This is a genomic window from Micromonospora tarapacensis (assembly GCF_019697375.1).
Lineage (GTDB): Bacteria > Actinomycetota > Actinomycetes > Mycobacteriales > Micromonosporaceae > Micromonospora > Micromonospora tarapacensis.
The window spans coordinates 1,309,133-1,332,039 of the sequence record NZ_JAHCDI010000004.1; the positions used below are offsets into that span (position 1 = coordinate 1,309,133).

At 73.3% G+C, this 22,907-nt stretch carries 19 protein-coding genes and 3 pseudogenes; 13 read left to right on the forward strand and 9 right to left on the reverse strand.

Features of this window, described 5'->3' with window-relative positions; translation table 11 throughout:
- Positions 1–59: 59 nt before the first annotated feature.
- Positions 60–1,361 (forward strand): NAD(P)/FAD-dependent oxidoreductase, encoded by a 1,302-nt coding sequence (locus KIF24_RS11880; protein WP_221084094.1) that lies wholly within the window; start codon positions 60–62, stop codon positions 1,359–1,361.
- Positions 1,362–1,470: 109 nt separating this feature from the next.
- Here KIF24_RS11880 and KIF24_RS11885 read toward each other — a convergent pair.
- A pseudogene (locus KIF24_RS11885) lies at positions 1,471–2,447 on the reverse strand (DUF2267 domain-containing protein).
- A 212-nt stretch (positions 2,448–2,659) separates the two neighbouring features.
- Here KIF24_RS11885 and KIF24_RS11890 point away from each other — a divergent pair.
- The 3 genes from KIF24_RS11890 (at position 2,660) to KIF24_RS11900 (ending at position 4,436) form a co-directional block, all read left to right on the forward strand.
- The gene (locus tag KIF24_RS11890; RefSeq protein ID WP_221084095.1) at positions 2,660–2,962 is read left to right on the forward strand and encodes a hypothetical protein; all 303 of its coding nucleotides are present in this window, start codon (positions 2,660–2,662) and stop codon (positions 2,960–2,962) included.
- A 609-nt stretch (positions 2,963–3,571) separates the two neighbouring features.
- Positions 3,572–3,931, forward strand: coding sequence for an STAS domain-containing protein (locus tag KIF24_RS11895; protein ID WP_221084096.1), 360 nt, complete (start codon positions 3,572–3,574; stop codon positions 3,929–3,931).
- A 58-nt stretch (positions 3,932–3,989) separates the two neighbouring features.
- A complete protein-coding gene (locus KIF24_RS11900) occupies positions 3,990–4,436 on the forward strand; it encodes a response regulator (RefSeq protein WP_221084097.1) in 447 nt (148 codons plus the stop codon).
- 25 nt (positions 4,437–4,461) lie between these two features.
- Here KIF24_RS11900 and KIF24_RS11905 read toward each other — a convergent pair whose 3' ends face one another.
- The 3 genes from KIF24_RS11905 to KIF24_RS11915 all read right to left on the reverse strand — a co-directional run bounded on the left by KIF24_RS11905 (position 4,462) and on the right by KIF24_RS11915 (position 7,076).
- Entirely contained in the window at positions 4,462–5,313 is an 852-nt protein-coding gene (locus KIF24_RS11905) for a hypothetical protein (RefSeq protein WP_221084098.1), read from the reverse strand.
- Positions 5,314–5,650: 337 nt separating this feature from the next.
- A complete protein-coding gene (locus KIF24_RS11910) occupies positions 5,651–6,073 on the reverse strand; it encodes an OsmC family protein (RefSeq protein ID WP_221084099.1) in 423 nt (140 codons plus the stop codon).
- Between the two features lie 160 nt (positions 6,074–6,233).
- Positions 6,234–7,076 (reverse strand): serine/threonine-protein kinase, encoded by an 843-nt coding sequence (locus KIF24_RS11915; RefSeq protein ID WP_230415502.1) that lies wholly within the window; start codon positions 7,074–7,076, stop codon positions 6,234–6,236.
- Positions 7,077–7,240: 164 nt separating this feature from the next.
- Between KIF24_RS11915 and KIF24_RS11920 the strand changes: the two genes are divergently transcribed.
- The 4 genes and pseudogenes from KIF24_RS11920 (at position 7,241) to KIF24_RS34430 (ending at position 10,547) form a co-directional block, all read left to right on the forward strand.
- Positions 7,241–7,465, forward strand: coding sequence for a hypothetical protein (locus tag KIF24_RS11920; protein ID WP_221084100.1), 225 nt, complete (start codon positions 7,241–7,243; stop codon positions 7,463–7,465).
- Between the two features lie 91 nt (positions 7,466–7,556).
- A complete protein-coding gene (locus KIF24_RS11925; RefSeq protein ID WP_221084101.1) occupies positions 7,557–8,300 on the forward strand; it encodes a response regulator transcription factor in 744 nt (247 codons plus the stop codon).
- Positions 8,300–9,754 (forward strand): sensor histidine kinase, encoded by a 1,455-nt coding sequence (locus KIF24_RS11930; protein ID WP_221087312.1) that lies wholly within the window; start codon positions 8,300–8,302, stop codon positions 9,752–9,754. Before KIF24_RS11925 ends, KIF24_RS11930 begins: the two co-directional genes overlap by 1 nt.
- An 89-nt stretch (positions 9,755–9,843) precedes the next feature.
- A pseudogene (locus KIF24_RS34430) lies at positions 9,844–10,547 on the forward strand (helix-turn-helix domain-containing protein).
- Between the two features lie 96 nt (positions 10,548–10,643).
- Here KIF24_RS34430 and KIF24_RS11940 read toward each other — a convergent pair.
- Positions 10,644–11,039, reverse strand: a pseudogene (locus KIF24_RS11940) (VOC family protein); the annotation flags it as partial.
- Between the two features lie 194 nt (positions 11,040–11,233).
- Between KIF24_RS11940 and KIF24_RS11945 the strand changes: the two are divergent.
- The 4 genes from KIF24_RS11945 (at position 11,234) to KIF24_RS11960 (ending at position 16,550) form a co-directional block, all read left to right on the forward strand.
- Positions 11,234–11,383 (forward strand): hypothetical protein, encoded by a 150-nt coding sequence (locus KIF24_RS11945; protein ID WP_210825305.1) that lies wholly within the window; start codon positions 11,234–11,236, stop codon positions 11,381–11,383.
- Positions 11,384–11,392: 9 nt separating this feature from the next.
- Positions 11,393–12,886, forward strand: coding sequence for a class I SAM-dependent methyltransferase (locus KIF24_RS11950; protein ID WP_221084103.1), 1,494 nt, complete (start codon positions 11,393–11,395; stop codon positions 12,884–12,886).
- Positions 12,883–14,997 (forward strand): sulfatase-like hydrolase/transferase, encoded by a 2,115-nt coding sequence (locus KIF24_RS11955; RefSeq protein WP_407939915.1) that lies wholly within the window; start codon positions 12,883–12,885, stop codon positions 14,995–14,997. Before KIF24_RS11950 ends, KIF24_RS11955 begins: the two co-directional genes overlap by 4 nt.
- 269 nt (positions 14,998–15,266) lie before the next feature.
- Entirely contained in the window at positions 15,267–16,550 is a 1,284-nt protein-coding gene (locus tag KIF24_RS11960) for a citrate synthase (RefSeq protein ID WP_221084104.1), read from the forward strand.
- A 97-nt stretch (positions 16,551–16,647) separates the two neighbouring features.
- Here KIF24_RS11960 and KIF24_RS34435 read toward each other — a convergent pair whose 3' ends face one another.
- The 3 genes from KIF24_RS34435 to KIF24_RS11975 all read right to left on the reverse strand — a co-directional run bounded on the left by KIF24_RS34435 (position 16,648) and on the right by KIF24_RS11975 (position 20,208).
- Positions 16,648–17,322, reverse strand: coding sequence for a fasciclin domain-containing protein (locus KIF24_RS34435; RefSeq protein WP_221084105.1), 675 nt, complete (start codon positions 17,320–17,322; stop codon positions 16,648–16,650).
- The gene (locus tag KIF24_RS11970) at positions 17,319–19,430 is read right to left on the reverse strand and encodes a M14 family zinc carboxypeptidase (protein WP_221084106.1); all 2,112 of its coding nucleotides are present in this window, start codon (positions 19,428–19,430) and stop codon (positions 17,319–17,321) included. The genes KIF24_RS34435 and KIF24_RS11970 overlap by 4 nt, the downstream gene beginning before the upstream one ends.
- Positions 19,431–19,551: 121 nt before the next feature.
- Positions 19,552–20,208 carry a response regulator transcription factor gene (locus KIF24_RS11975; protein ID WP_221084107.1) on the reverse strand — a complete coding sequence of 219 codons (657 nt, stop codon included), beginning with the start codon at positions 20,206–20,208 and terminating at the stop codon, positions 19,552–19,554.
- Between the two features lie 239 nt (positions 20,209–20,447).
- On the opposite strand from KIF24_RS11975, the gene KIF24_RS11980 reads away from it, so the two are divergent.
- The gene (locus KIF24_RS11980; protein WP_221084108.1) at positions 20,448–21,245 is read left to right on the forward strand and encodes a DinB family protein; all 798 of its coding nucleotides are present in this window, start codon (positions 20,448–20,450) and stop codon (positions 21,243–21,245) included.
- Positions 21,246–21,335: 90 nt separating this feature from the next.
- Here the strand turns inward: KIF24_RS11980 and KIF24_RS11985 are convergent, their stop codons facing one another.
- Positions 21,336–22,736 (reverse strand): glycosyltransferase family 4 protein, encoded by a 1,401-nt coding sequence (locus KIF24_RS11985; RefSeq protein WP_221084109.1) that lies wholly within the window; start codon positions 22,734–22,736, stop codon positions 21,336–21,338.
- Positions 22,737–22,907 lie beyond the last annotated feature (171 nt).

The window sequence follows — 22,907 nt, forward strand, 5'->3', positions numbered from 1 at the left end:
CCCTCCAGGACGGTCCGGTTGTGACGTTTGGCGGCGCTCAGCGCGGGAACCGGGCCGGCATGACGAAGCCTCGTGTGGTGGTCGTGGGGGCCGGCTTCGCCGGTTACCACGCGGCGAAGACGTTGAGCCGGCTGGCCCGCGACCGGGCCGAGGTCGTCCTGCTGAACTCGACCGACTACTTCCTCTACCTGCCGCTGCTGCCGGAGGTGGCGGCGGGCGTGGTGGAGCCCGGTCGGATCGCCGTGCCGCTGAGCGGCACGCTGGACGGCGTGCGGGTGGTGATCGGCGAGGCCGACCACGTGGACCTGCAGAACCGTTGGGTCGGTTTCACCCAGCCGGAGGGCGATCGCAACCGGCTGGCGTACGACCGGTTGGTCCTGGCGGTCGGCAGCGTCAACAAGCTGCTGCCCATTCCCGGCGTGACCGAGTACGCGCACGGTTTTCGCGGCCTGCCCGAGGCGCTCTACCTGCACGACCACGTGATCCGGCAGATTGAGCTGGCCGAGCAGGTCGACGACCCGGCCGAGCAGCAGGCGCGGGCCACCTTCGTGGTGGTGGGTGCCGGTTACACCGGTACCGAGGTGGCCGCGCACGGCCAGTTGTTCACCGACGAGTTGGCCGCCCAGCACTCCCGCCTGAAGATCCGCCCGAAGTGGATGTTGCTGGACGTCGCCCCCCGGGTGCTGCCGGAGCTGGATCGGCGGATGTCGGCCACCGCCGACCGGGTGTTGCGGCGGCGGGGGGTGGACGTCCGGATGGGCACCTCGGTGGCGGTGGCGACCTCCGACGGTGTCAAGCTCACCGACGGCGAGTACGTGTCCACCTGCTCCCTGATCTGGTGCGTCGGCGTTCGCCCCGACCCGTTCGTCGCGGAACTGGGCCTGCGGACCGAGAAGGGGCGGCTGGTCGTCGACGAGTACCTCAACGTCCCCGGTTTTCCCGAGGTGTACGCCTGCGGCGACGCCGCCGCCGTGCCTGACCTGACCCGGCCCGGAGAGATCTGCACGATGACCGCCCAGCACGCCCAGCGCCAGGGCAAGCTCGCCGCGCACAACATCGCCGCCTCGTACGGGCAGGGGCGCCGCCGGCCCTACAAGCACCACGACCTGGGTTGGGTGGTCGACCTGGGCGGTAAGCAGGCGGCGGCGAACCCGCTCAAGGTGCCGCTGTCCGGCCTGCCGGCCAAGGCGGTGACCCGCGGCTACCATCTGCTGGCGATGCCCGGCAACCGGGCCAGGGTGAGCGCCGACTGGCTGCTCGACGCGACGCTGGCCCGGCCGGCGGCGCAGCTCGGGCTGGTTCCCGCCAACGCCGTGCCACTGGAGAGTTCCTCGCCCGAGACGCCCGCGCGGGTGCGCTGACCGGCCCCTGGGCGGTGCGGCCGGAGCGGGTACTCACGACCGCCGACCGGTCGGTGCGGCCCCGGGGCGGCGCGGCTGCGACCGTGAGCGTGCCGCAGCCGCGCCCGGCTCAGCCGGCCAGGCCGGCGCCGGCCTCGTCGATCGCGCCGTCGACCGCGTGGGCCAGGTCGATGTCCATCGGGGTCACCGCGCGGGCGTTGCTGCTGGACACGGTCAGCACGGCGGTCGTGGGGTCGGCCCGGCCGATCCGGGGTCCGCGGCCGGTCTGGTCCCGGAGCTGGTCGAGCCGGTCCAGGACGCGGTCGAGGTTGCCGGGCGGCAACTCGAGGGTTCGGGACAGCGCCGAGCTGTCACCGGACCAGTAGGGCAGTCCGGCCAGGGCCTCGCGTAGTTCGGCGTCCGACAGCGGTGGGGTGGCGCTGCTCGCACCGACGACGCCGCCGCCGGCCGCCGGCGGGTTCAGCAGTTCCCGCAGCTCGTCCGGTACGTGCAGCGAGTCGACCAGGTCGCGGTCGTGCGCGGCCAGCGCGGCGAGGGTTGCCTCCGCCTGGTAACGGGCCTGTTCCGGGCTGCGACCGCTGATCCGGCCGACCTCGGCCAGGAACCCGCCGAGATCATGGCGCCGCTTGATGCCGTCCACCGGCACGACGTCGTGCAGCGAGGTGGGAACCGCCGCCAGCAGTCGCCGGCGTTCGGCCGCCTCCAGCGCCCAGGCCAGCACGAGCACGGTCGACTCGACCCCGACCTTGGCGGTCCGGAAGTCGACGCCGGCGCGGCGGACGACGTCGTCGACCAGTTCGCGGTAGCCCACGGCGGTGACCCCGGGCGCGTCGACGCCCGGTTTCGGGCGAGGCCGGGGTTGTCCGGGACGCCGGCCGGCGGGACCGTGGGCCCGCCGCGAACGGTGTCCGGTTTGTGGGCCTGTCCGGCCGGCGGTGGGCCGGCGCGCCTGTTCTGGTTGAGGTGGGCGAGTTGCTTCGACGCGCTCAGGCTGGCGCCGGTGTCGGCAGCCTGCATGCCGCGTTCCCGGGCCTGGCGGGCCAGCGCCCGGCGGCGCTGGTTGTCGCCCTCCATCTGCTTGCGCATGGTGACACCTCGCTTCCGCTGGTGTTTCCCTGCCTTCGCCGACCGCGTTCCCGGCGCTGCCGGGAGCGAAACGACCGGTTCGGCGGTGGGGGACCGCCGTCGGCGATGCCGGCGCGGCTTCATCCGCCCGGGGTGAGGGACCGTCACCCGGGCAGGGCCGACGATCGCAGTGGACCGGAGATCTTCCGAGGCACGCGGAAGGGAAGGTCGTGATGAAGCGGATAATCGAGATCGTCCCCGCCCGACCCGGCTGGTACGCCCGCTGGCGGCTGGCACCCGAGAGCACCCGCTGTTACCCGGTGAGCCTGTGGGCGCTGCTGGAGGAGGCCGACGGCACCGGCCGCGAGGTGATCGGCGTCGACTGCGCCGGTCAGTGGCCCGGGGCGGAGGACGACGGGACGGGCGCGGAGTTCGTTCGCTATCTGTTCCAGACCCCGGATTCCGGGTCGCCGGAGGACGCGGAGCCGACCCCGCAGCGCGGCCGTGGCGGCTCGTACCCGGTCCCGACGCCCTGAACCATCCTCCGGCCCCCGACCCCTGGTCCCAGGGTCGGGGGCCACCCCCCTTCGGCAGTGCCTGCACGCGCTGCACCGGGTCGAACAGCAACCCGGCAAGCTGCTGCGCCTGCTCAACGACGCCCTGCCGGAGACCACCCTGGCCGGCGGTCAGGGCCGGTTCGCCACGATGGTGCTGGGTGTTGTCCGGCCGCACCGCGACGGCCGCGCCACCGGCGCCGGCGGCCGGCCGCACCGGCACCTGCACGCGGTGCCCGCCTCGGGCGGGGCGGACCAGCAGGGGCGACGGCGTCGTGACCGCCGCGACGACCGGCATCTCGCCCGCTGGCGTGTACCCGGACTACCTGCACCGCCTCGCCGAGCCCGACGAGCAGGCCGCCGTCGACGTGGCGCGGCGCCTGCCCGGCGCCGGCGTGCCGGCCGATCGGGTACTGCTGGATCTGGTCGCCCCCGCGACTTTCCGCGTGCGGCGGCCTTCCTCGATCAGGGCGGGGCGGCGGTGGGACGGCGGACCTCGTAGCAGGGGGCGTAGGATCCGGCCGGCCGTAGGCTCACCTTATACTTGCCGCACAGCAAGCATCGGTCCTGGACGGCGGGAGGGGATTCGTCGTGGCGTTCACCGTCACGCGCGTCGATCACGACGACGGCGGCCCGGTCCGGCTCCGCCTGGCCGGCGAGCTCGACATGAGCGGCGCTCCCCAACTCGACGCCGCCATCGACGGGCTGGCCACGGCCGGGGAGCGCCGCCTGCTGGTCGACCTGACCGACCTCACGTTCTGCGATTCGACCGGCATCGCCGCCCTCGTTCGCGGCGACAGTCTCGCGGCGGGCGAGGGTGGGTGGTTGCGGGTCACCGGTGCGACCGGCCGGGTGGAGCGGGTGCTCAAGCTGACCGGCCTGGCGGAGGTGCTGGGGTACGGATTCGACCTGGTTGACCCGGCGGGCACCGACCGGCCGGATATGGGCTAGATTTCCCGCCAGCGCGGGACCGACAGCTCCCGTACTGGCCGACCTGAGGCAGGTAACGATGGGCGCACGCACCCTTGCTCCGGTTCGCATCCTCGTGGTGGACGACGACCCGGGCGACGTGCTCATGATCGAGGAGGCGCTGGCGACCTCGGACGTCGAGAAGGTCATCGACGTGGTCGGCGACGGTCAGGAGGCGATGGAGTTCCTCCGCCGCGAGGGTCGGCACGGCGAGGCCCAACGCCCGGACGTGATCCTGCTCGACCTGAACATGCCCCGCAAGGACGGGCGTCAGGTGCTGGGCGAGGTGAAGAGCGACGAGGACCTGCGGACCATCCCGATCGTCGTGCTGACCACCTCGAACGCGGACACCGACATCATCAGCAGCTACACGCTTCAGGCCAACGCGTACGTCACCAAGCCGATCGATCTGGACGACTTCAACGATGTGGTGCACCGCATCGACGAGTTCTTCGGCCGGGTGGTCGTGCTGCCGAAGCGGGCCTGACCGGCGCGGCCACCGCCGCCACGGGTCAGGCCAGCGCGGCCACCACGGTGACGGCCCGCTCCTCGTGCTGCGCGTACGCGTAGGGGTAGGCGGAGATCTGTACGGCCTGGGCGGCCATGGTCACGCTCAACTGCTGCCAACCGGGCACCTCCAGCAGCGCCTCGTAGAACGCGCGGGACGCGTACGCGGGGCGCATCAGTTCGCGTACCGTGCCCCAACCGCTGCTCGGGCGCTGCTGGAACAGCCCCACCGAGTCGTGGTCCCAGCCGACGGCCTGGTGCGGGTAGTTCTGCGACTCGGGCAGCACACCGCTGGCGTAGTTGAGCAGCGTGCTCTCCTGCATCGCCGTGGCGACGGCGACCACCAGTCCCTGGCGGGGAATCTCCATGTCGACGCCCACGTCCACGATCACCTTGGCGTTGTCCATCTGTGCCTGGGTGAGCCCGGCGACCGGCTTGGGGCGGCGCGGCTTGGCGGGCGACTTCTTCGCCTTGGGGGTGGCCGACGGTTCGGCACTCGGCGAGGCGCTGGGGCTGACCGGGGTGGGGGAGGGGCTGCGGTCGAGGGAACGGGACGCTGCCTCGTCCTGGGCGGCCAGCGCACGGTCGGCCACCGCCTCGGCCACCCGCGGTCGCGGTGCGGGTGCCTCCTCCTCGCCCCTGGTCGCCAGGACGGCCGTCGCGCCGAGGCAGCAGGTCACGCCGGTGGCCAGCGCCACCCGGACGGGGGTGGAGGCCAGCATGGTGCGGACGCCGCGGCGAGGGAGCGCCGTCGCACGGTGCCGCCCTGTCGTCCGTTCGGATGATGCTCCGTCGGTTGACTGGCTCGCCGGTTGCTCGGGGGTCGGCTTCTCGCCGATCTGGTCGTCGGGGTGCACCCGCCGAGGCTAGAAAGGCGGCGGACGCCTGCCATCGGCTGGGTTGGTGGCATGCGTCACATTTCGCGGCTATCCGCCCGGTGATTCTTCGCTAGCCACCACATAGCGGATGGAATTCGATTACCCGAAATTCCGTAAATGACGGGAATGTCATGCCAAGATGGCCGCAAACAGTAATCTTGGGGGCATCGATGGCCGGGTTCGGGTGCCTCACCCGAACGGGCGATGCCGGGATCGACCCGAATTCGCCCCCACCTGGGGTGGTCGGACCATCCGGCGCGGATGCCGCGCCGTGTTCCCCCGACGCCGGGCCACCGTGCCGCGCCGGGACCGCGGATCAGTGCCGGCCGTTCTCCGCCGGGGTGACGGTGAGCCGGTGCCGGCTGTCGTCGTCGCTGGAGAACGGCCAGAGCCGGTCGGCGTGCTCGACCAACTCGGCGAGCTGCTGCCGGCTCAGCCCCACCGACGAGATCGAGGCGTGCACGTCGGCGCGGTACCGCCCGTCGTCGTCGCGCCCGAGCTTCGCCTCCGCGCGCACCTGCACGGTGTGCGCCTCGTCCGTGATCCCGCCGGCCGCCTCCACCGCGGCGTGGTGCAGGCAGGACGCGAAGGCGGCGGCGAGCAGCTGCGACGGGGTCAGCCCGGTGCAGTGCGGCGCCAGCGGCGAGGCGAGGGCGGTCGACAGCGCCTCGTCGTCGGTGTGGATGTGACCGCCCTCGGCGGTCGCGGCGGCAACCTCGTTCAGCCAGGAACTCGGCATCGCGTTCCTCCCGTCACTCCCCGCCCGGCTACCCCGGCCCGGTCGGGTGAAACCGGGGATCAGCCGCCGTGCCGACTCCCCTGGAGCCCGGCGGCCTCGGTGACCTCGGCCGCCGCCCGCTCCGTCCACGGGCTCACCGCGACCGGCCGATGCCGTGGCATCAGCGGCTCCTGCATCGGCACGTACACCCGGGCGTCCACCGCCTCGGCGAGCAGCAGCGCGGTGACCAGGCTGCTCGGTCGCCGGACCGGGTCCTCGGTGAGGCAGCGCCGGCACAGGTCGGCCACCTCGGCGGGCAGGCCGGGCAGCTCGGGCAGCGGGCGCGGGGCTGGCGCCCGTGCGGGCCGAGCAACTGGGTGACGTTGTCCGCCGGGTACGGCAGCCGTCCGGCCAGGCAGCGGTAGAGGAGCACGCCGAGGGCGTAGATGTCGGCGGCCGGGGTCGCCGGGGCCCGTTGCAGCTGCTCCGGCGCCAGGTAGGCGGGGGTGCCGACCACGATGCCCTCGGGTGCGGTGTCGGCGGCCCCGGCCGAGGTGGCGATACCGAAGTCGAGCACCTTCACCCCCGCCGGGGTGAGCATCACGTTGGCCGGCTTGACGTCGCGGTGCACGATGCCGTGGGAGTGGGCGGCGGCCAGCGCCGCGCTCACCTCCGCGCAGACCCGCACCGCGATTCGCCAGTCCAGCGGGCCGGCGTGCAGATGGGCGGCGAGCGTCTGCCCCTCGGCCAGCTCCATCACGATGTACGGCAGCTCGCGCCCGGGCGTCGCGGCGCAGGTGCCGAAGTCGTGCACGCTGGCCACGTTGGGATGGACCAGGCGGGCCGCGGAGCGGGCCTCGGCCCGGATTCGTTCCACCGACGCCGCCCAGTCCGCCTGCCCCGGCGACAGCAGCTTCACCGCGACCGGCCGGTCCAGCACCGCGTCGTGTGCCCGCCACACCTCCGACATGCCGCCGATGCCGATGCGCTGTTCGAGCCGGTACCGCCCGTCCAGCCTGCGCATCGACCGCTCCCTTACCCTCGTGCCGCCCGCCACGGCGTACGTGTCCGTGGCGTCGGCACGGTACCCCGCCTCGGATCAGGGCAAACCGGCCTCGGGCGGTGGCCGGTGCGTTAGCGTGCGAGCCGGGACGCCCGTGCCGGGCGGGCTGGAGGGCGGAGCGACTGATGAGCGAGGTGACCGTACGTTTCGTCGGTGGCCCGGCGCACGACCTGGTCCGGTCGTTGCCCGCCGGGCCGGACGGCACTCCGCCGCGGCTGTGGGTGCTGCGCCGGCAGCAGGCCCCGCCCACGCCCGCCGCCGACCATCTCTACGCCCGGCAGCGCGCCGACGAGGCCGGCGTCTGGTCCATGCGTTTCGTCCGCACCGACCCGGTCGGCGTGACCGAGTGACGCGCCGGCCGGCCGGCCCGGCGAGCGCACAGCGGACGCACAGGATCGGCACACGTGGAACCCAGCGCGCGGGCCCACGATGGAGACCATGATGACCGAGGGGGACGCCGGGCTGGGCCGCGTCGAGCTTCGCCGACCCGATGGCGGACCGGTCCGGGTGCTGGTCGTCGACGACGAGCCGACGCTGACCGACCTGTTGTCGATGGCGCTGCGCTACGAGGGTTGGCAGGTGCGCACGGCGGGCGACGGGATGGCGGCGGTACGCCTCGCCCGGCAGTTCCAGCCGGACGCGGTGGTGCTCGACGTGATGCTTCCCGACCTGGACGGCTTGCAGGTCCTGCGCAAGCTGCGGGAGGACCAGGCCACCGTGCCGGTGCTCTTCCTGACCGCCCGGGACGCGGTGGAGGAACGGATCGCCGGACTGACCGTGGGCGGCGACGACTACGTCACCAAGCCGTTCAGCCTGGAGGAGGTCATCGCCCGGCTGCGGGCGCTGCTTCGCCGCTCCGGCTTCGCCGTCGCCACCCGCCAGGACGCGGTGCTGACCGTCGGCGACCTCACCATGGACGAGGACAGCCACGAGGTGTGCCGGGACGGTCAGTTGATCACGCTCACCGCCACCGAGTTCGAGCTGCTGCGCTACCTGATGCGCAACCCGCGGCGGGTGCTGAGCAAGGCGCAGATCCTCGACCGGGTGTGGAACTACGACTTCGGGGGCCAGGCCAACGTGGTCGAGCTGTACATCTCGTACCTCCGTAAGAAGATCGACGCCGGCCGTCCGCCGATGATCCACACGCTGCGCGGGGCGGGGTACCTGCTCAAGCCGGCACAGTGATCGCCGTGCGCCGGTGGCTCGCGGGCCGGTCGCTGCGGACCCGCCTGGTGGTCACCCTGGTCACCCTGCTCGCCCTGGTCAGCCTGGCCATCGGGGCGTTCACCACGGCCGCGCTGCAGCAGTTCCTGATCTCCCGGGTGGACGAGCAGCTGCTCTTCACCCCCGGCGGGCGGCCGAGTGCGCCGTGGGAGCCGGGGCCCGGCGCGGGACCGTGGGGCGACGTCCGCGTGCCGCGTGGCTTCCCGCCCGGCACGATCAGCGCCCAGGTGGTCGACGGCCAGGTCACCGAGGCGTGGACACTGGTCGGCCGCCAGGAGCGGTCCGTACCGGCCGGCGAGCTGAGCGCGCTGGCCGAGGTGCCCACCGACGGCCGCCCGCACAGCCTCGATCTCGGCGAGCGGGGCAGTTACCGGCTGGTGGCCCGGCAGTCGTCGGTGGGGACCGTGCGGGTGCTGGGCGTGCCGCTGGCCGGGGTGCGGGAGACCGTCTGGTGGATGGTGGCCGCGCAGGCCGGCGTCACGGTGGCCGGCCTGCTCGTCGCCGGTGCCGCCGGTGCGTTGATCGTCCGGGCCACGCTGCGCCCGCTGCGTCGGGTGGCCGCCACCGCCGGCCGGGTCAGCGAACTGCCGCTGGACCGGGGTGAGGTGGCGCTCTCCGAGCGGGTGCCGGCCGCGGACACCGACCCGCGTACCGAGGTCGGGCAGGTCGGTTCCGCGCTCAACCGGATGCTCGGGCACGTCGCCGCCGCCCTCGCCGCCCGGCAGGCCAGCGAGACCCGGGTACGCCAGTTCGTCGCCGACGCCAGCCACGAACTGCGGACACCCCTCGCCGCGATCCGCGGCTACGCCGAGGTGGCGCGCCGGGGTCACGACCGCGTCCCGCCCGACGTGGCCCACGCCCTGCGCCGGGTCGAGTCGGAGAGCACCCGGATGACCAGCCTCGTCGACGACCTGCTGTTGCTGGCCCGGCTGGACTCCGGCCGACCCCTCGCGGTCGAACCGGTCGACCTCACCGCGCTGGTCGTGGACGCGGTCAGCGACGCGCACGTGGCCGGTCCCGAGCACCGTTGGCAGCTCGACCTGCCCGAGGAGGTCATCCGGGTTCCCGGCGACCCGGCGCGGCTGCATCAGGTGCTGGCGAACCTGCTGGCCAACGCGCGGGTGCACACCCCGGCCGGGAGCACCGTCACCACCAGCCTGCGACTGGTCGGCGACGCCGCCGAACTCGGCGTCACCGACGACGGTCCGGGCGTGCCGCCCGACCTGCGGCCCGAGGTGTTCGAGCGCTTCGCCCGGGGCGACGGCTCCCGGTCCCGCACCCACGGCAGCACGGGCCTCGGCCTGGCCATCGTCGCCGCGGTGGTGGAGGCACACCACGGCACCGTCTCGCTCGACACCCGGCCCGGTCGGACCGTGTTCACCGTCCGACTGCCGGATCCCACCGTGGACGGGTAGTCGCCGTACCGGGGCCGCGACAGCTGGCCGGTTCGGCCAGGACAACCCCGTCCCGCCGGGCACCGTTCGGGTCGTGGCAGGCTGGCGGTGTGTACCGGGAAAGACCGGCCGGTTTTGCCGGCGCGACGCTGTGGACCAGCACCGCGCCGGCCCGTCCCACGCCCACCCGGGTGCTTCCCGACGGCTGCCTCGACCTGCTCTGGTCCAGCCGGGCCGGGCTGCTGGTGGCCGGGCCGGACCGCACGGCGTTCCGCAGCGTGAGCGCGCCGGGGAGCGGTGGGTCGGGCTCCGGCTGCCGCCCGGGGTCGGCCCGCCGGTGCTCGGCGTCGCCGCGGTGGAGGTGTGCGACCAGCGCGTACCGCTGGCGGATCTGTGGGGTGAGCGGGTCGTCGCGGCGCTGGCCGAGCGGGCCGCGGCCGGCGCGGGGGCTGTGCTGGTCGACGTGGCGGTGGGCCGGCTGCGCGCGGCGGGTGGCCCGGACCCGCTCGGTGCCCGGGTCGCCGCCGCGCTGGCCGCCGGAGCGACGGTGGGCGCGACCGCCGCGGAGGTCGGGCTCGGCCCGCGCGCCCTGCTCCGGCGCAGCCGGCACCTGTTCGGGTACGGCCCGAAGACCCTCGCCCGGATCCTGCGGATGCGCCGGGCTCTCGCCCTGGCCCGCACCGGCGTGCCGCTGGCCGAGGTGGCCGCCCGCACCGGCTACGCCGACCAGGCCCACCTCACCCGCGACACCCGAGCCCTGACCGGCCTACCCCCCACCTCCCTCCTGCCTCCCGACCCCCGCCCCGATCGGTGATCAGGAAATTCTGGTCACCGTGGGAGCTCGGTGAACTTCTGATGACGAATGTCGTCGATGCTCCTGGCGCTCTTGATCAACCCTGATCGGTCGGGGTGGGAGTGGGGAGGGGGCGAAGAGGTCGACGGGGGTGCCGTCGGGGTCGTGCAGGACGGCGTAGCGCTGCCCCCAGGGGGCGTCCCAGGGTGGCAGGTGGCCGTGGTGGCCGTCGGCGGTCAGGTCGGCGTACCAGCGGTCGACCTCGGCCGGGCTGGTGCAGAGGAAGGCCAGCGCCGCGCGGTGGCCGCCGGCCGGTGGGGTCCAGCCCGGGTCGAAGGAGCGCACCGTCGGGAGGTCGTCCCAGGCGAGCCGGAGGCCGCCGGCCAGGGTCACCTCCACGTGCGGCTGCTGCTCCGCGCCGGGCGGGATGTCGAGTCCCAGGCGGCGGTAGAAGTCCAGGGTGCGGGTCATGTCGGTGGCGACCAGGCTGATCAGGTCGAAGCGCGGAAGCAGGCTCATGGCGGTGAGGTTACGGCCGGCCGGTGCCGGCGGTCTTGAACGAAACGGACGCGGCGAAGTGGGCGTTGTGCCCGACAGGCGACGGCGAGGGGCGTACGGTGGCAGAGGTCCGGCTTCAGGGTGTAAATCCGAAATATGAGTGACGGTGCCTGATGCCGGTGTCGTGCTGGCGAGGGAAGGAGTGGTCGGTGAACCACCTGGCCTACCTGGACGCGGGATCCGGCAGCCTGATCGTGCAGGCGGTGGTCGGCGGGATCGCCGGCGTCGCGGTGGCGGCCAAGCTCTACTGGCGCAGACTCGTCAGCAGGTTCCGCCGCCAGCCCACCGACCAGGGCTGACCGCCCGAGATGGTGATTCCGGACCTGGGCCGGTCGCCCGCACCGGTGCCGCCCGACGCCGACCTGCGCGCGGAGCCCGGCTCCTTCCGGGACCCGGCCAACCGGGTCTTCCACGCCGGCGACGACGTGCTGCGCGCGCTCGACGAGACCGCCGCCGCGCACTGGCGGGCGCTGGCCGGCAGCACCTTCTTCCCGCCGCTGCTCGCCGCCGGCAAGGTCTGCGGCACCGAGGAACTGCCCGCCGGGTCGGTGCTGTCGGGCCTGCCGGCCGGATCGGACCTGCCCGCGGGATCGAGCCGGCCGGCCTGGGCGACGGTGCTGCGGCACGAGCGCATCCCGTTCGTCTCCCACCCGTACGAGTGGTCGTTCGCGATGCTGCGCGACGCCGCGCTGCTGCACCTGGAGATCCTGCGGGCGGCCCTGCCGGCGGGCTTCACCACCAAGGACGGCTCGGCGTACAACCTGCAGTGGCGCGGCACCGAGCCGGTCTTCATCGACGTGGGGTCCTTCGCCCCGCTGCGCGACGGTGAACCGTGGGCCGGCTACCGGCAGTTCTGCCAGACGCTGCTCTATCCGTTGCTGCTCGGCGCCCACCTGGGACTGGCGTTCCAGCCGTGGCTGCGGGCCCAGGTCGACGGCATCCCGCCGGAGCAGATGGGTCCGCTGTTCCGGGGCACCCGCCGGCTGCTGCCCGGCGTGCTCACCCACGTCCACCTGCACGGCAGTGTGCAGCGGCGCAACGCCGCCACCAGCACGACCGACGTACGCGCGCAGTTGCGCGCCGCCGGCTACACCCGCGAGTTGGCACAGGCCACCGTGCGCGGCATGGAGAAGCTTGTCCGGCGGCTGGACCATCAGCAGCCGCCCACGCACTGGGTGGACTACCAGCGCACCTGCGGCTACTCCGGTGACGACCGGGCCGGCAAGGAGCGGTTCGTCAGCGCGGCGCTGGGCGTCGCCGGCCGGCGGCGGCTCGTGCTCGACCTGGGCGCCAACGACGGACGGTACGCTCGCCTCGCCGCCCGCCACGCCGACTACGTGGTGGCCGTCGAGCAGGACCCGGCGGTGCTCGACCGGCTGTACCGCACCCTGCGGGGCGAGGGTGAGCGGCGGGTACTGCCGCTGGTGATGGACCTCGCCGACCCGTCGCCCGGTGGCGGCTGGCGCGGGGTGGAGCGGGCCTCGTTCGCCGCCCGGGCCAGCGCGGACACCGTGCTCGCCCTGGCCCTGGTGCACCACCTGGCGATCGGGCGCAACGTGCCGCTGCCCGAGGTGGTGGCCTGCCTCGCCGGCTTCGTCGCGCCCGGCGGCCGGCTGGTGGTGGAATTCGTCCACCCCGACGACCCGATGGCCGCCCGGTTGCTGGCCAACAAGCCCGACGGAATCTTCCCCGGCTATCGCCGGGACGCCTTCGAGGCGCTGCTCGCCGCCCACGGCACCGTCGAGGATCGGCTGGAGCTGCCCTCGGGCACCCGCACCCTGTACCGGGTGGCCCGTTCGTGACCGACCGTCCCGGCGCCGGGCCCGATGCCGCGACGGAGGCGTCCGCGCGAGACGGTTCCGCCGCGGACGGGGCCCCGGTGGCGGGGCGTCGTGACCGGTGGCGACGGTGGGGCGACCGGTGGCGGGGGTGGGGTGACTGGCGGGCCGAGGCCGGCCGGCTGCTGGAGGTCACGGCGCTGGTCGGACTGGTGATCACCCAGCCGCTGCTGGACATCCTCGGCCGCAGTCCCGACTTCTTCCTGTTCCACCGGGCCGACCGGGGGGAGATCCTGCTGCTGGTGGCCCTGGTCGCCGTGTTGCCGACAGCGGCGATCGGGCTGCTCGGCCTGCTGTCCGGAGCGGCCGGGCGGCTCGCGCGAGCGGCCACCCACAGCCTGACGCTGGGCCTGCTGGTCGCCGCGCTGGCGGTGCAGGTCGGCCGGCACACCACGCCGCTGCGGGGCGTACCGCTGCTGCTGGTGGCCGGGGCGGTCGGTGCCGTCGGCGTCGTCGCGTACCGGCGGTGGCGGTTCCCGGGCCGGGCACTGCGACTGGCCGCGGTCGGGCCGTTGATCTTCGTCGGGCTGTTCCTGTTCGCCTCGCCGACCGGGCCGGTGGTGTTGCCGCGCGGCGACGGCGGGTCGGCCGGCACGGCGACCGGCGACCGGCACCCGCCGGTGGTGATGCTGATCCTCGACGAGTTGCCCCTGGTCTCCCTGCTCGGTCCGGGCGGTGGCGTCGACGCCACCCGGTTCCCGCACTTCGCCGAGTTGGCCGCCGGGTCGACCTGGTACCGCAACGCGACCGGCGTCAGCGGCTGGACGCCGTACGCGTTGCCGGCGATGCTGACCGGCCGTTACCCTGCGGAGCCCTTCGCCCCGCACTTCTCGCACTACCCGGACAACCTCTTCACCGCCTTCGGCGGGCTCTACGACATCCGCGCCGAGGAGAGCATCACCCGGTTGTGCCCGCCGAGCCGCTGCGAGCGGCCGGTCACCCCGCAACAGGGGATCGGGGTGCTGGCCCGGGAGACCGGCAGGCTGCTGCGCCAGCTGACTGCCCCGCAGGACAGCCGGATCGACCCGGAGGACTCCTACCGCGAGCGCACCGCCGAGGAGGCCGGCATCGACGCCGCCGAGCCGGTGCCGGACGACCCGAAGTTCCGCTGGGACAGCCTCAACGTCAACCAACCGGCCCGGTTCACCAGCTTCCTGAACGGCCTGACCCCGTCCGGGCGGCCGACGCTGCACTTCCTGCACCTGCTGATGCCGCACACGCCGTGGGCGTACCTGCCGTCGGGGGCTCGCTACGAGGCACCGGAAGACTTTCCCTACGAGGGCGACGGCTGGGTGGATCTCGCCCGGGCGCGCCACCTGGCGCAGCTCGGCTACACCGACCGGCTGATCGGCGAGACGATGCGGACGTTGCGCGCCAACGGCCTGTGGGACCGGGCGCTGGTGGTGGTGACCGCCGACCACGGGGTCAGCTTCACCAAGGGTGCCCAGGGGCGGGGCGAGGACGCCATCAGGGCCGCCGCCGACGAGGTGGCCTGGGTGCCGCTGTTCGTCAAGACGCCGGGGCAGCGCACCGGGCAGGTCGACGACCGCAACTGGGAACATGTCGACCTGCTGCCGACGATCGCCGACGAGGCGGCCATCCGGCTGCCCTGGCGGGTCGACGGCCGTTCCGCCCGGCAGGCACCCCGTACCGGGCAGGGCAAGGTCTTCTACGACCGGCCGTCCCAACCGATGCCGATCACCGGCGCCGTGCCGGCGGCCCCGGCGCCGGCGGCACCGCATCCGCTGGTCGGCACCACCGTGGGCGCCGCACCGGCCGGCGGCACCGCCCGGGTCGGTGGGCTGGACGCCTTCCGCGCGGTCGATCCCGACGAGGGCCTGCTGCCCGGCATGATCTGGGGCACCGTGCCGGACCGGGTGGCCGACGGCACCGAGCTGGCGGTGGCCGTCAACGGCACCGTCGCGGCGGTCGTCCCGGTGGTCGCCCCGGATCCGGGCGGGCGTCGCTTCGCCGCGCTGCTCGCCGACGACCGGCTGTTCCACGCCGGCACGAACCGCCTCGACCTCTACCTCGTCGGTGCCGGCGGTCAGCTGCGCCACCTGACGATCTCCTGACGCCGACCCGCACCGCCCGCGCCGGTCGCCGGGTAGCCCGGCGTCACCCGACCTGCTGAGCCGGACAGCGCCGGCCTGCGCGTGGTTGCCCGCCGCGGGCGCCGGCCGTGCCCTTGCGTCCTGGTCGTCCGGGTTTCCCCGCCCGGTGGTCGGGAATCGGGTGACGCAGACCTCACCGCCGAACCACGCCAGGCGGTGTCGCCGCAACCGCAATTACGGTAGAAGCGAAGGCAATTCAACGTAGATCTGCCGGCGAAGCGAGGAACCACATGACGGAAGTCAAGCTCGATCACCCCGGCGGGCAGCTGTCGATGCCGGTACATTCCGCGGTCGAGGGCCCCGCCGGAGTCGGCGTGGGCAAGCTGCTGAAGGAAACCGGGATGACGACCTACGACCCCGGGTTCGTCAACACCGCTGCCTGTTCGTCCGGGATCACCTACATCGACGGCGACGCGGGCATCCTGCGTTACCGCGGCTACCCCATCGAGCAGTTGGCCGAGAAGAGTTCCTTCCTGGAGGTCTCCTACCTGCTGATCTACGGTGAGCTGCCGAGCACCGACCAGTTGACCGAGTTCACCGAGCGGATCCGCCGGCACTCGCTGCTGCACGAGGAGATGCGCCGGTTCTTCGACGGCTTCCCCCGGGAGGCCCACCCGATGGCCGTGCTCTCCTCGGCCGTCAGCGCCATCTCCACCTTCTACCAGGACAGCCTGGACCCGTTCGACGCCGAGCACGTGGAGATGTCCACGGTCCGGCTGATGGCCAAGGTCCCCACCATCGCCTCGTACGCGTACAAGAAGTCCATCGGGCAGCCGCTGCTGTACCCGGAGAACTCGCTGGGCTACGTGGAGAACTTCCTGCGGATGACGTTCGGCGTGCCGGCGGAGCCGTACGAGGTCGACCCGGTCACCGCCCGCGTGCTGGACATGCTCTTCATCCTGCACGCCGATCACGAGCAGAACTGCTCCACCTCGACGGTGCGGCTGGTCGGCTCCAGCAACGCCAACCTGTTCGCCTCGGTCTCGGCCGGCGTGAACGCGCTGTTCGGGCCGCTGCACGGCGGCGCCAACCAGGCGGTGCTGGAGATGCTGGAGCGGATCCAGGCCGAGGGCGGTGACGTCCAGTCCTTCGTCCGGCGGGTCAAGGACAAGCAGGACGGCGTCAAGCTGATGGGCTTCGGTCACCGGGTCTACAAGAACTACGACCCGCGGGCCGCGATCGTGAAGAAGGCGGCGCAGGACGTGCTCGGCCGGATGGCCAAGCCGGACCCGTTGCTGGACATCGCGATGGAGCTGGAGGAGATCGCCCTGGCCGACGACTTCTTCGTCTCCCGGCGGCTCTACCCGAACGTGGACTTCTACACCGGTCTGATCTACAAGGCGATGGGCTTCCCGACGAAGATGTTCACGGTGCTGTTCGCCCTGGGCCGGCTGCCGGGCTGGATCGCACAGTGGCGCGAGATGATCAACGACCCGGAGACCAAGATCGGCCGCCCGCGGCAGATCTACACCGGCGCCACCGAACGCGACTACCACCCGTTCGGGAAGCGCTGAGCCCTCGCGGGAAGCGCTGAGCGCAGCCCCGCCCGACGACGGCCGCCGCCCCGGATCACGGGGTCGGCGGCCGTCGTGGTGCCGCGGGTGTCCGCGTTCAGTGCGCCGGGTGGCCGTCGTCGTCCTGGCCCGCGGTGGTGGGCAGGTCGCCGAGCACCTCGTTGATGACGTGGATCCGGGCGTCGACCGCCTGGTAGTCGGCGCACACCGTCTCGGCCCGGTCGTCGACGCGGGCGGTCTGCCCCTGACCGGTGACGGTGATGGTGGTGCCGGCGACGGTGGTCACCGTGCCGGCCGCGACCAGTTCGGCCAGCGGCAGCGCTCCACTGACCAGATGGTCGCGCAGCAGGTCGCGTAGTCGTGCGGTGTCCCGCAGGAGCAGTTCGTCGAGGTTCGTCCGGGAGAACTTGCTGGCGAACGCGTCATCGGTGGGTGCCAGGATGGTCACGTCCCGGGTCAGCTCGTGGGCCAGGCCGGTGGCGCGTACCGCCGCCTCGAAGGTGGTGAGCACGGGAATCCACCGCAGGGCCTGGTCGGCTGGCTGACCGGCCAGCGAGGCGGGGTTGCCCGGCTCGCTGCCCGCGGGCAGCAGGCCGCACAGCGGCCCGGTCACGCCGACCGTGGCCGGCGCGGCATCGGCCGCGCCGGAGCCGCCGCCGCTCCCGCCGGTGCTTCCGACCACCACGAGCAGCACGGCGGCCAGTGCCGCGCCGGCGATCGGGAGCAGGCGCCGGAGTGCCGGGTTCGCGGCCGGTGGCGGGGTCTGGCTCACAGGCGGGCGCACTGGTTGAATCTCGGTCCGCTGACCGAGTTGGCGACCTCCAGGTTCACCGGCGTGGCGGCGTTGCCGGTGCAGCCCAGCGGGCCGTTGACGGTGTTGCCCGCCACCAGTGGGGCCACGCCCGCGCTGTTGACCACGTTGACCGGTCCGCTGATCTTGTTGCCGACCAGCAGGACCGGGCCGGCCGTGCCGGTGACGTTCACCGGACCGTTGACCGTGCCGGCGGTCAGCACGAACCCGGCCGCGTCGCTGGCGTCCACCGGGCCGTTGATCGAACCGCCGTTCACGATGAGCGTGGCACCCGGCCGGACCCGGACGGGCCCCCGGACGGTGGCGCCCGCGAGGCAGGCCACTCCGGAGATGGTCAGCGGGCCGTTGTGGGTGCCGGTCAGGGTGGGGGCGACCCGCTCGCCGTCGACCATGCCCTCGACGGCCTGCGCGTCGAGCAACAGCGGCACCAGGCCCCGCTCCGGCTGGGACAGCGGCACGAGGTACCCGCCGGCAACCTTGATCACCTTCCAGCCGTGGGCGGCGAGCCGCTGGGCCACGGTGGTCTGCCGGCCGCTCGGGCCGTCGGTCCGTGCACCGTGGTACTGCTCCTCGGTGAGCTGGTAGGCGCACGGCGGCTGTTCCAGGATCCGCTCCGGGGTGGGCGCGTCCAGCGGTGGCGGGGTGGCGCCCGGGTGCGGCGCGGGGTACGCCTCGATCGGGCGGGAGCCCCGGAAGACGATCCGGCCGGTGTTCGCGGACTGGAACCTGATCGCGTCGGCGCGGGCCGCGGTGATGTCGCCGACGGCCGCCCCGTGGTACGCCAGGAACTGGTGGAACGTCCACAGCGCCGAGTACGTCTTGCGCCGGCGGTTGTTGGTGGTGTTGCCCTCGTCGGGCCGGGTCGGTCCGCCGGCGCTGCGCAACTCCAGCAGGGAGTTGACCACGTTCTTCAGGCCGAGGGTGTTGCGCAGGATGGTTTCCTCGCCCAGGCCGACGTTCGCTCCGGTGCACCCGTACGGGCAGGCCCACCAGCCGTCCCGGGCGCCCTGGGTGTACATGTGGCCCTCGATCATGTGCCGCGACTCGTCGAAGATCCCCTGCGCCACGTTCTGGTGGCGTGGTGGCAGCATCGGCAGGTCACCGGTGTTGCGGTTGCCGTACTCGTGGCCGTCGTAGCTGGCGATCGGCCGGTAGTCGCGGACCATCTCCACGAAGGACTGGGTCTCCGGCTGACGGATCAGCGAGTAGTCCCGGTTGAGGTCCTGGCCGGTGGAGTTGCCCCGGCTGTTGGCCGCCCGGCCGTCGCCGTTGATCGTCGGCACGATCAGCATGGTCGTCTTCGACAGCAGGCCGAGCGTGGTGGCGTCGTCGGTGAACGCCAACTGCCGGGCCATGATGAGACAGGCCTCCCGGTCACCGGGCTCGTTGCCGTGCACGTTGCAGTTGACCACCAGCGGGTTCGTCGCGGCCACCGCCGCCGGGGTGGTCGGCGGGGCCGGGTAGCCGACGACGAACATGTTGATCGGCCGGTCCTGGAGGGTGCGGCCGATCTCCACCACGCGCACCCGGTCACTCAGCTCGTCGATCGCGGCGGTGTAGGCGTACTCGTCGACGTCGCTGGTGTACTGCGCGCCCAGCGTGGTCTCCCACTGGGTACGCAGGCTCTGGCCGGGGGTGTCGGGGTCGCCCCAGGGCGCCCTGGTCGTGCCGCTGACGGGAACCGAGTACGGCTGGCCGGTGCCGTCGAAGCGGGCGCTGACCCGCCACTGGAACCGGTTGCCGGGGGCGAAGCCGGCGTCGGCGAAGGTCGGCTCGGAGTTGTTGATCTGACGGTTCGGCCGCCAGACACCGACGGTCACCGACGGGCCGGTGGCGGTGTCGTCGTCGGCGACCGGGGTCCGCTCGATCTGGTAGTCGGTGGCCCCGCCGACCGGGGTCCAGGCCAGGGTGGCGTACCCGTCGCCCTGGACGACCGTGAGGCCCTGCACCTGGTTCGGCTCCGCCTGCGGTTCGGCAGCCGTGGTCGCCTGGGCGGGCTGTGCGGTCGCCGCGAGGGTGACGGCGAGTAGGGCGGAGAAGACACCGGCCGTGGTCCGTCTGTATCTCAAGGGGATCTCCAAACAGGAGGGATGGCTGGGTACGCACAGCACACCCGCACCCGGCCCCGCGCGGGGTCGCCAACTGGGATTCTTGAGCAGGATCTGAGGTTGCCCCACTTTGAGCCGGTGCTCAGCCGGCCCGCAGCCGGTAGCCGACGCCGCGTACCGTCTCCACCATCGCGGCGTCGTCGAGCTTGCCGCGCAGCGCCGCGACGTGGACGTCGAGGTTGTGCCGGGTGGCCCAGGTGGTCTGCCAGACCTCCAGTTGCAGCCGGTCCCGGGGCACCACCGTGCCGGCCTGCCGGGCCAGCGCCACCAGCAGGCCGAACTCCTTGCGGGACAGGCCGACCTCCCGGTCGCCCACCCAGACCCGCCGGGCGTCCACGTCGATGCGCAGGCCACCGACCTGCAACGCGGTCGCCGGCCGGGCGGTGCGGGTGGTGCGGCGCATCACCGCCTCGATGCGGGCCTGCAACTCGACCATCGAGAACGGCTTGACCACGTAGTCGTCGGCGCCGGCGCGCAGCCCGGCCACCCGGTCGTGCTCCTCGACCCGCGCGGTGACCGCGATGATCGCGACGCCCTCGTCGTGCTGGCGGATCCGCCGGCACACCTCCAGCCCGTCGCGGTCGGGCAGGTTCATGTCGAGCAGGACGAGGTCGACCGGCTCGGCCTGTTCCGCCTCCGCGGCCGTCACCGCCTGGACCACCTCGTGCCCCCGCCGCCGCAGCGCCGAGGCGAGACCCGCCGAGACGCGGAGGTCGTCTTCCACCAGGAGCACCCGCACCCGCGCCCTCCTCGGACCGCACCGCCGCCGGATGCCTGCGAGTGTGTCGGATGGCGGCGCCGCTGACCAGTGTGGATACAAGATCGTAACGGCGGGCTGGACTGCCCGGGTGGGTCAGTCGACGGCGGCCTTCAACACCCAGGACGTCAGGCGGGGCCGGCCGGCATGCTGCCAGTCGCCCTGCCGGCCGGTGGCCCCGTCAGGTCCGGGGCCACCGGACCCACCGGGTGGTGCTGGCGATGTTCGTCCAGCCGCTCGCCACGGTGGCCGTGCTCCTCGGGTTGGTGTCCCTCGACCGCACCTGGCGGGTCGGCGATCGGTCCACGTTCCGCTGGCTCGCCGTCGGCACCGCCCGGTGGTGCGCGACTGCGGTCCTCGCGCTGACCCCCGAGGGCACGCGGCGGCAGCGCAGGTTGCTGGACCAGGGGTTGGGGCCGGCGTTCATGAGTGAATGCTGTCGGTCGGGATTGTTATCGTCCGACATCCGCTGGAGCGGACTCCGGCGGGCTTCCGACCGGGACCACCGGCTGACAGGAGAGGGGATGCACGGCATGGGCGACGAGGAGAAGAGCGCACTGTCGATGTTCCTGGAGGCGCAGCGGGTCAGCGTCCTCGCGATCATTGACGGGCTCGACGTGACAGCCCTGACCACCGCCGTGCTGCCCTCCGGGTGGACGCCACTGGGCCTGGTGGAGCATCTCGGCTACGCCGAGCGGCACTGGTTCCAGGAGATCATGTTCGGCTCGGCCGTCCCGCTGGCCTGGCCCGACGACGACCACGCGCCGCTGACCACGCCCCGACCGCCGTCGGTGGTGCTGGACTTCTACCGTGCCCAGTGCGAGCGGTCCGACGCCGTCCTCGCCGCCACGCCGCTGTCCGCGCCGGTACGCGAGCGGCACCCCGGCTCGCTCGGAGACGAGGTCACCGACCTGCGGCGCGTCGTCCTGCACATGATCGAGGAGACCGCCCGACACGCGGGTCATCTCGACGCGGCTCGCGAGCTGCTCGACGGAAAGACGGGCCTCGGGCCTCGATGACCCACCCCGATCGGGGTGGGTCATCGCCCTGACCCGGCCGCGACCGGGTCGGGGCGAGGGTGCCTGCAAGCGCGTGCGGTGGGGAAGCGGTCAGCGCAGGCCGGCGGCGAGCAGGTTGCCCTCCGGGATCGCCGGGAGTGCCCGCCCGTGCGCCATCTGCTGCGCCGCGCGTTCGGCGGTGAACGTCGGTGCCTGGGCGATCGCCGAGGCGTACGTCGAGGCGGTGCGGCTGGCGATGGCGGCCCAGCCATACCGCTCGTTGACCATGTCCCGGGCCCGACGGGCCAGTACGCGGGCGCGTCCGGTGTCGGAGAGCAGGGCGTGCACGGCGTCGGCCAGCGCGTCCGGGTCGTGGGGTCGGAAGGTCTCCCCGGTGACTCCCGGCTCGACGATCTCGGCGAGCCCGCCGGTCGCGGCGACCGCGAGCGGCGCTCCGGCGGCGGCACCCTCCAGGGCGACCATGCCGAACGGCTCGTAGATGCTGGGCACGGCGAAGCAGTCCGAGGCGGCCATCACCGCGGGCAGGTCGGTGTCGCCGAGGAAGCCGGGCAGGCTGACCATGCCGGCCAGGCCGAGCCGGTGCACGTCGGCCTCCAACTCGCCCCGGTAGGGACCGTCGCCGACGATCACCGCACGCAGCCCGGGATGCCGCTCGCGCAGCCGGGGCAGCCCGGCCAGCAGGTGCTGCACACCCTTCTCGTAGACCAGCCGGCCGGCGAAGGTGACCAGCGGGCCGTCCCCGGCGAACCGGGCCCGCGCCTTCGCCACCGCGGCGGCCGACACCCGCCAGCGGTGCGGCTCCACCCCGTTGGGCACCACGTCGACCCGGCCGGCCGGCACGCCGAACAGGCCGGTCACCTCGTCGCGCATGTAGCCGGAGCAGACGACGACCCGCGTCGACTCACCGCCGAGCCAGTGTTCGACGCCGTGGATGGTGCGGTTCATCTCCTCGGGGAGCCAGCCCTGGTGCCGGCCGGCCTCGGTGGCGTGGATCGTGGTCACCAGCGGCCGGCGCAGGTGTTCGGCCAGGGTGATGGCGGTGTGTGCGACGAGCCAGTCGTGGGCGTGGATGACGTCGTAGTCGCCGGTGGCGGCGGCGCGCAGGGCGGCCCGGGTGAGGGTGTGGTTGAACGCCATCGTCCAGGCCAGCAGGGAGCCGGTGGCCAGGGGGAAGGTGACCGGGTCGGCGGCGGCGCGGACGATGTGGACGCCGTCGACGTATTCCTCCAGCGGGGCGCCGTCGGCGTGCCGGGTGACGACGGTGACCTCGTGCCCGGCGGCGGCCAGGGCGAGCGAGAGGGCGTGCACGTGCCGGCCGAGACCGCCGACGAGGACGGGCGGGTACTCCCAGGACAGCATGAGGATGCGGCGGGTCTGCGATCCGGTGGGCGGGCCGGACTGCACCGGGACCTGGGGTCGCGAGGTGAGCGTGGGGCGGTGGACGCGGTCCGTGGCGGTGGCGGGACGCCCGCCGACCCGCAGGGTCGTCACATCAGTCTCCGTCCGTGCAGGGTGGAACGCGCCGACATCGGTGGCGGCGAGAGGGCAGCGTTGGGTTTCGGACACGCGAGGACGCGCCGACGGTGCGAGGATCTACAGGCACGCTGAATGCGCGCCCGCGAACAAGGAAACGTCATGACGGCCGATCCCGCATCTCGAAGA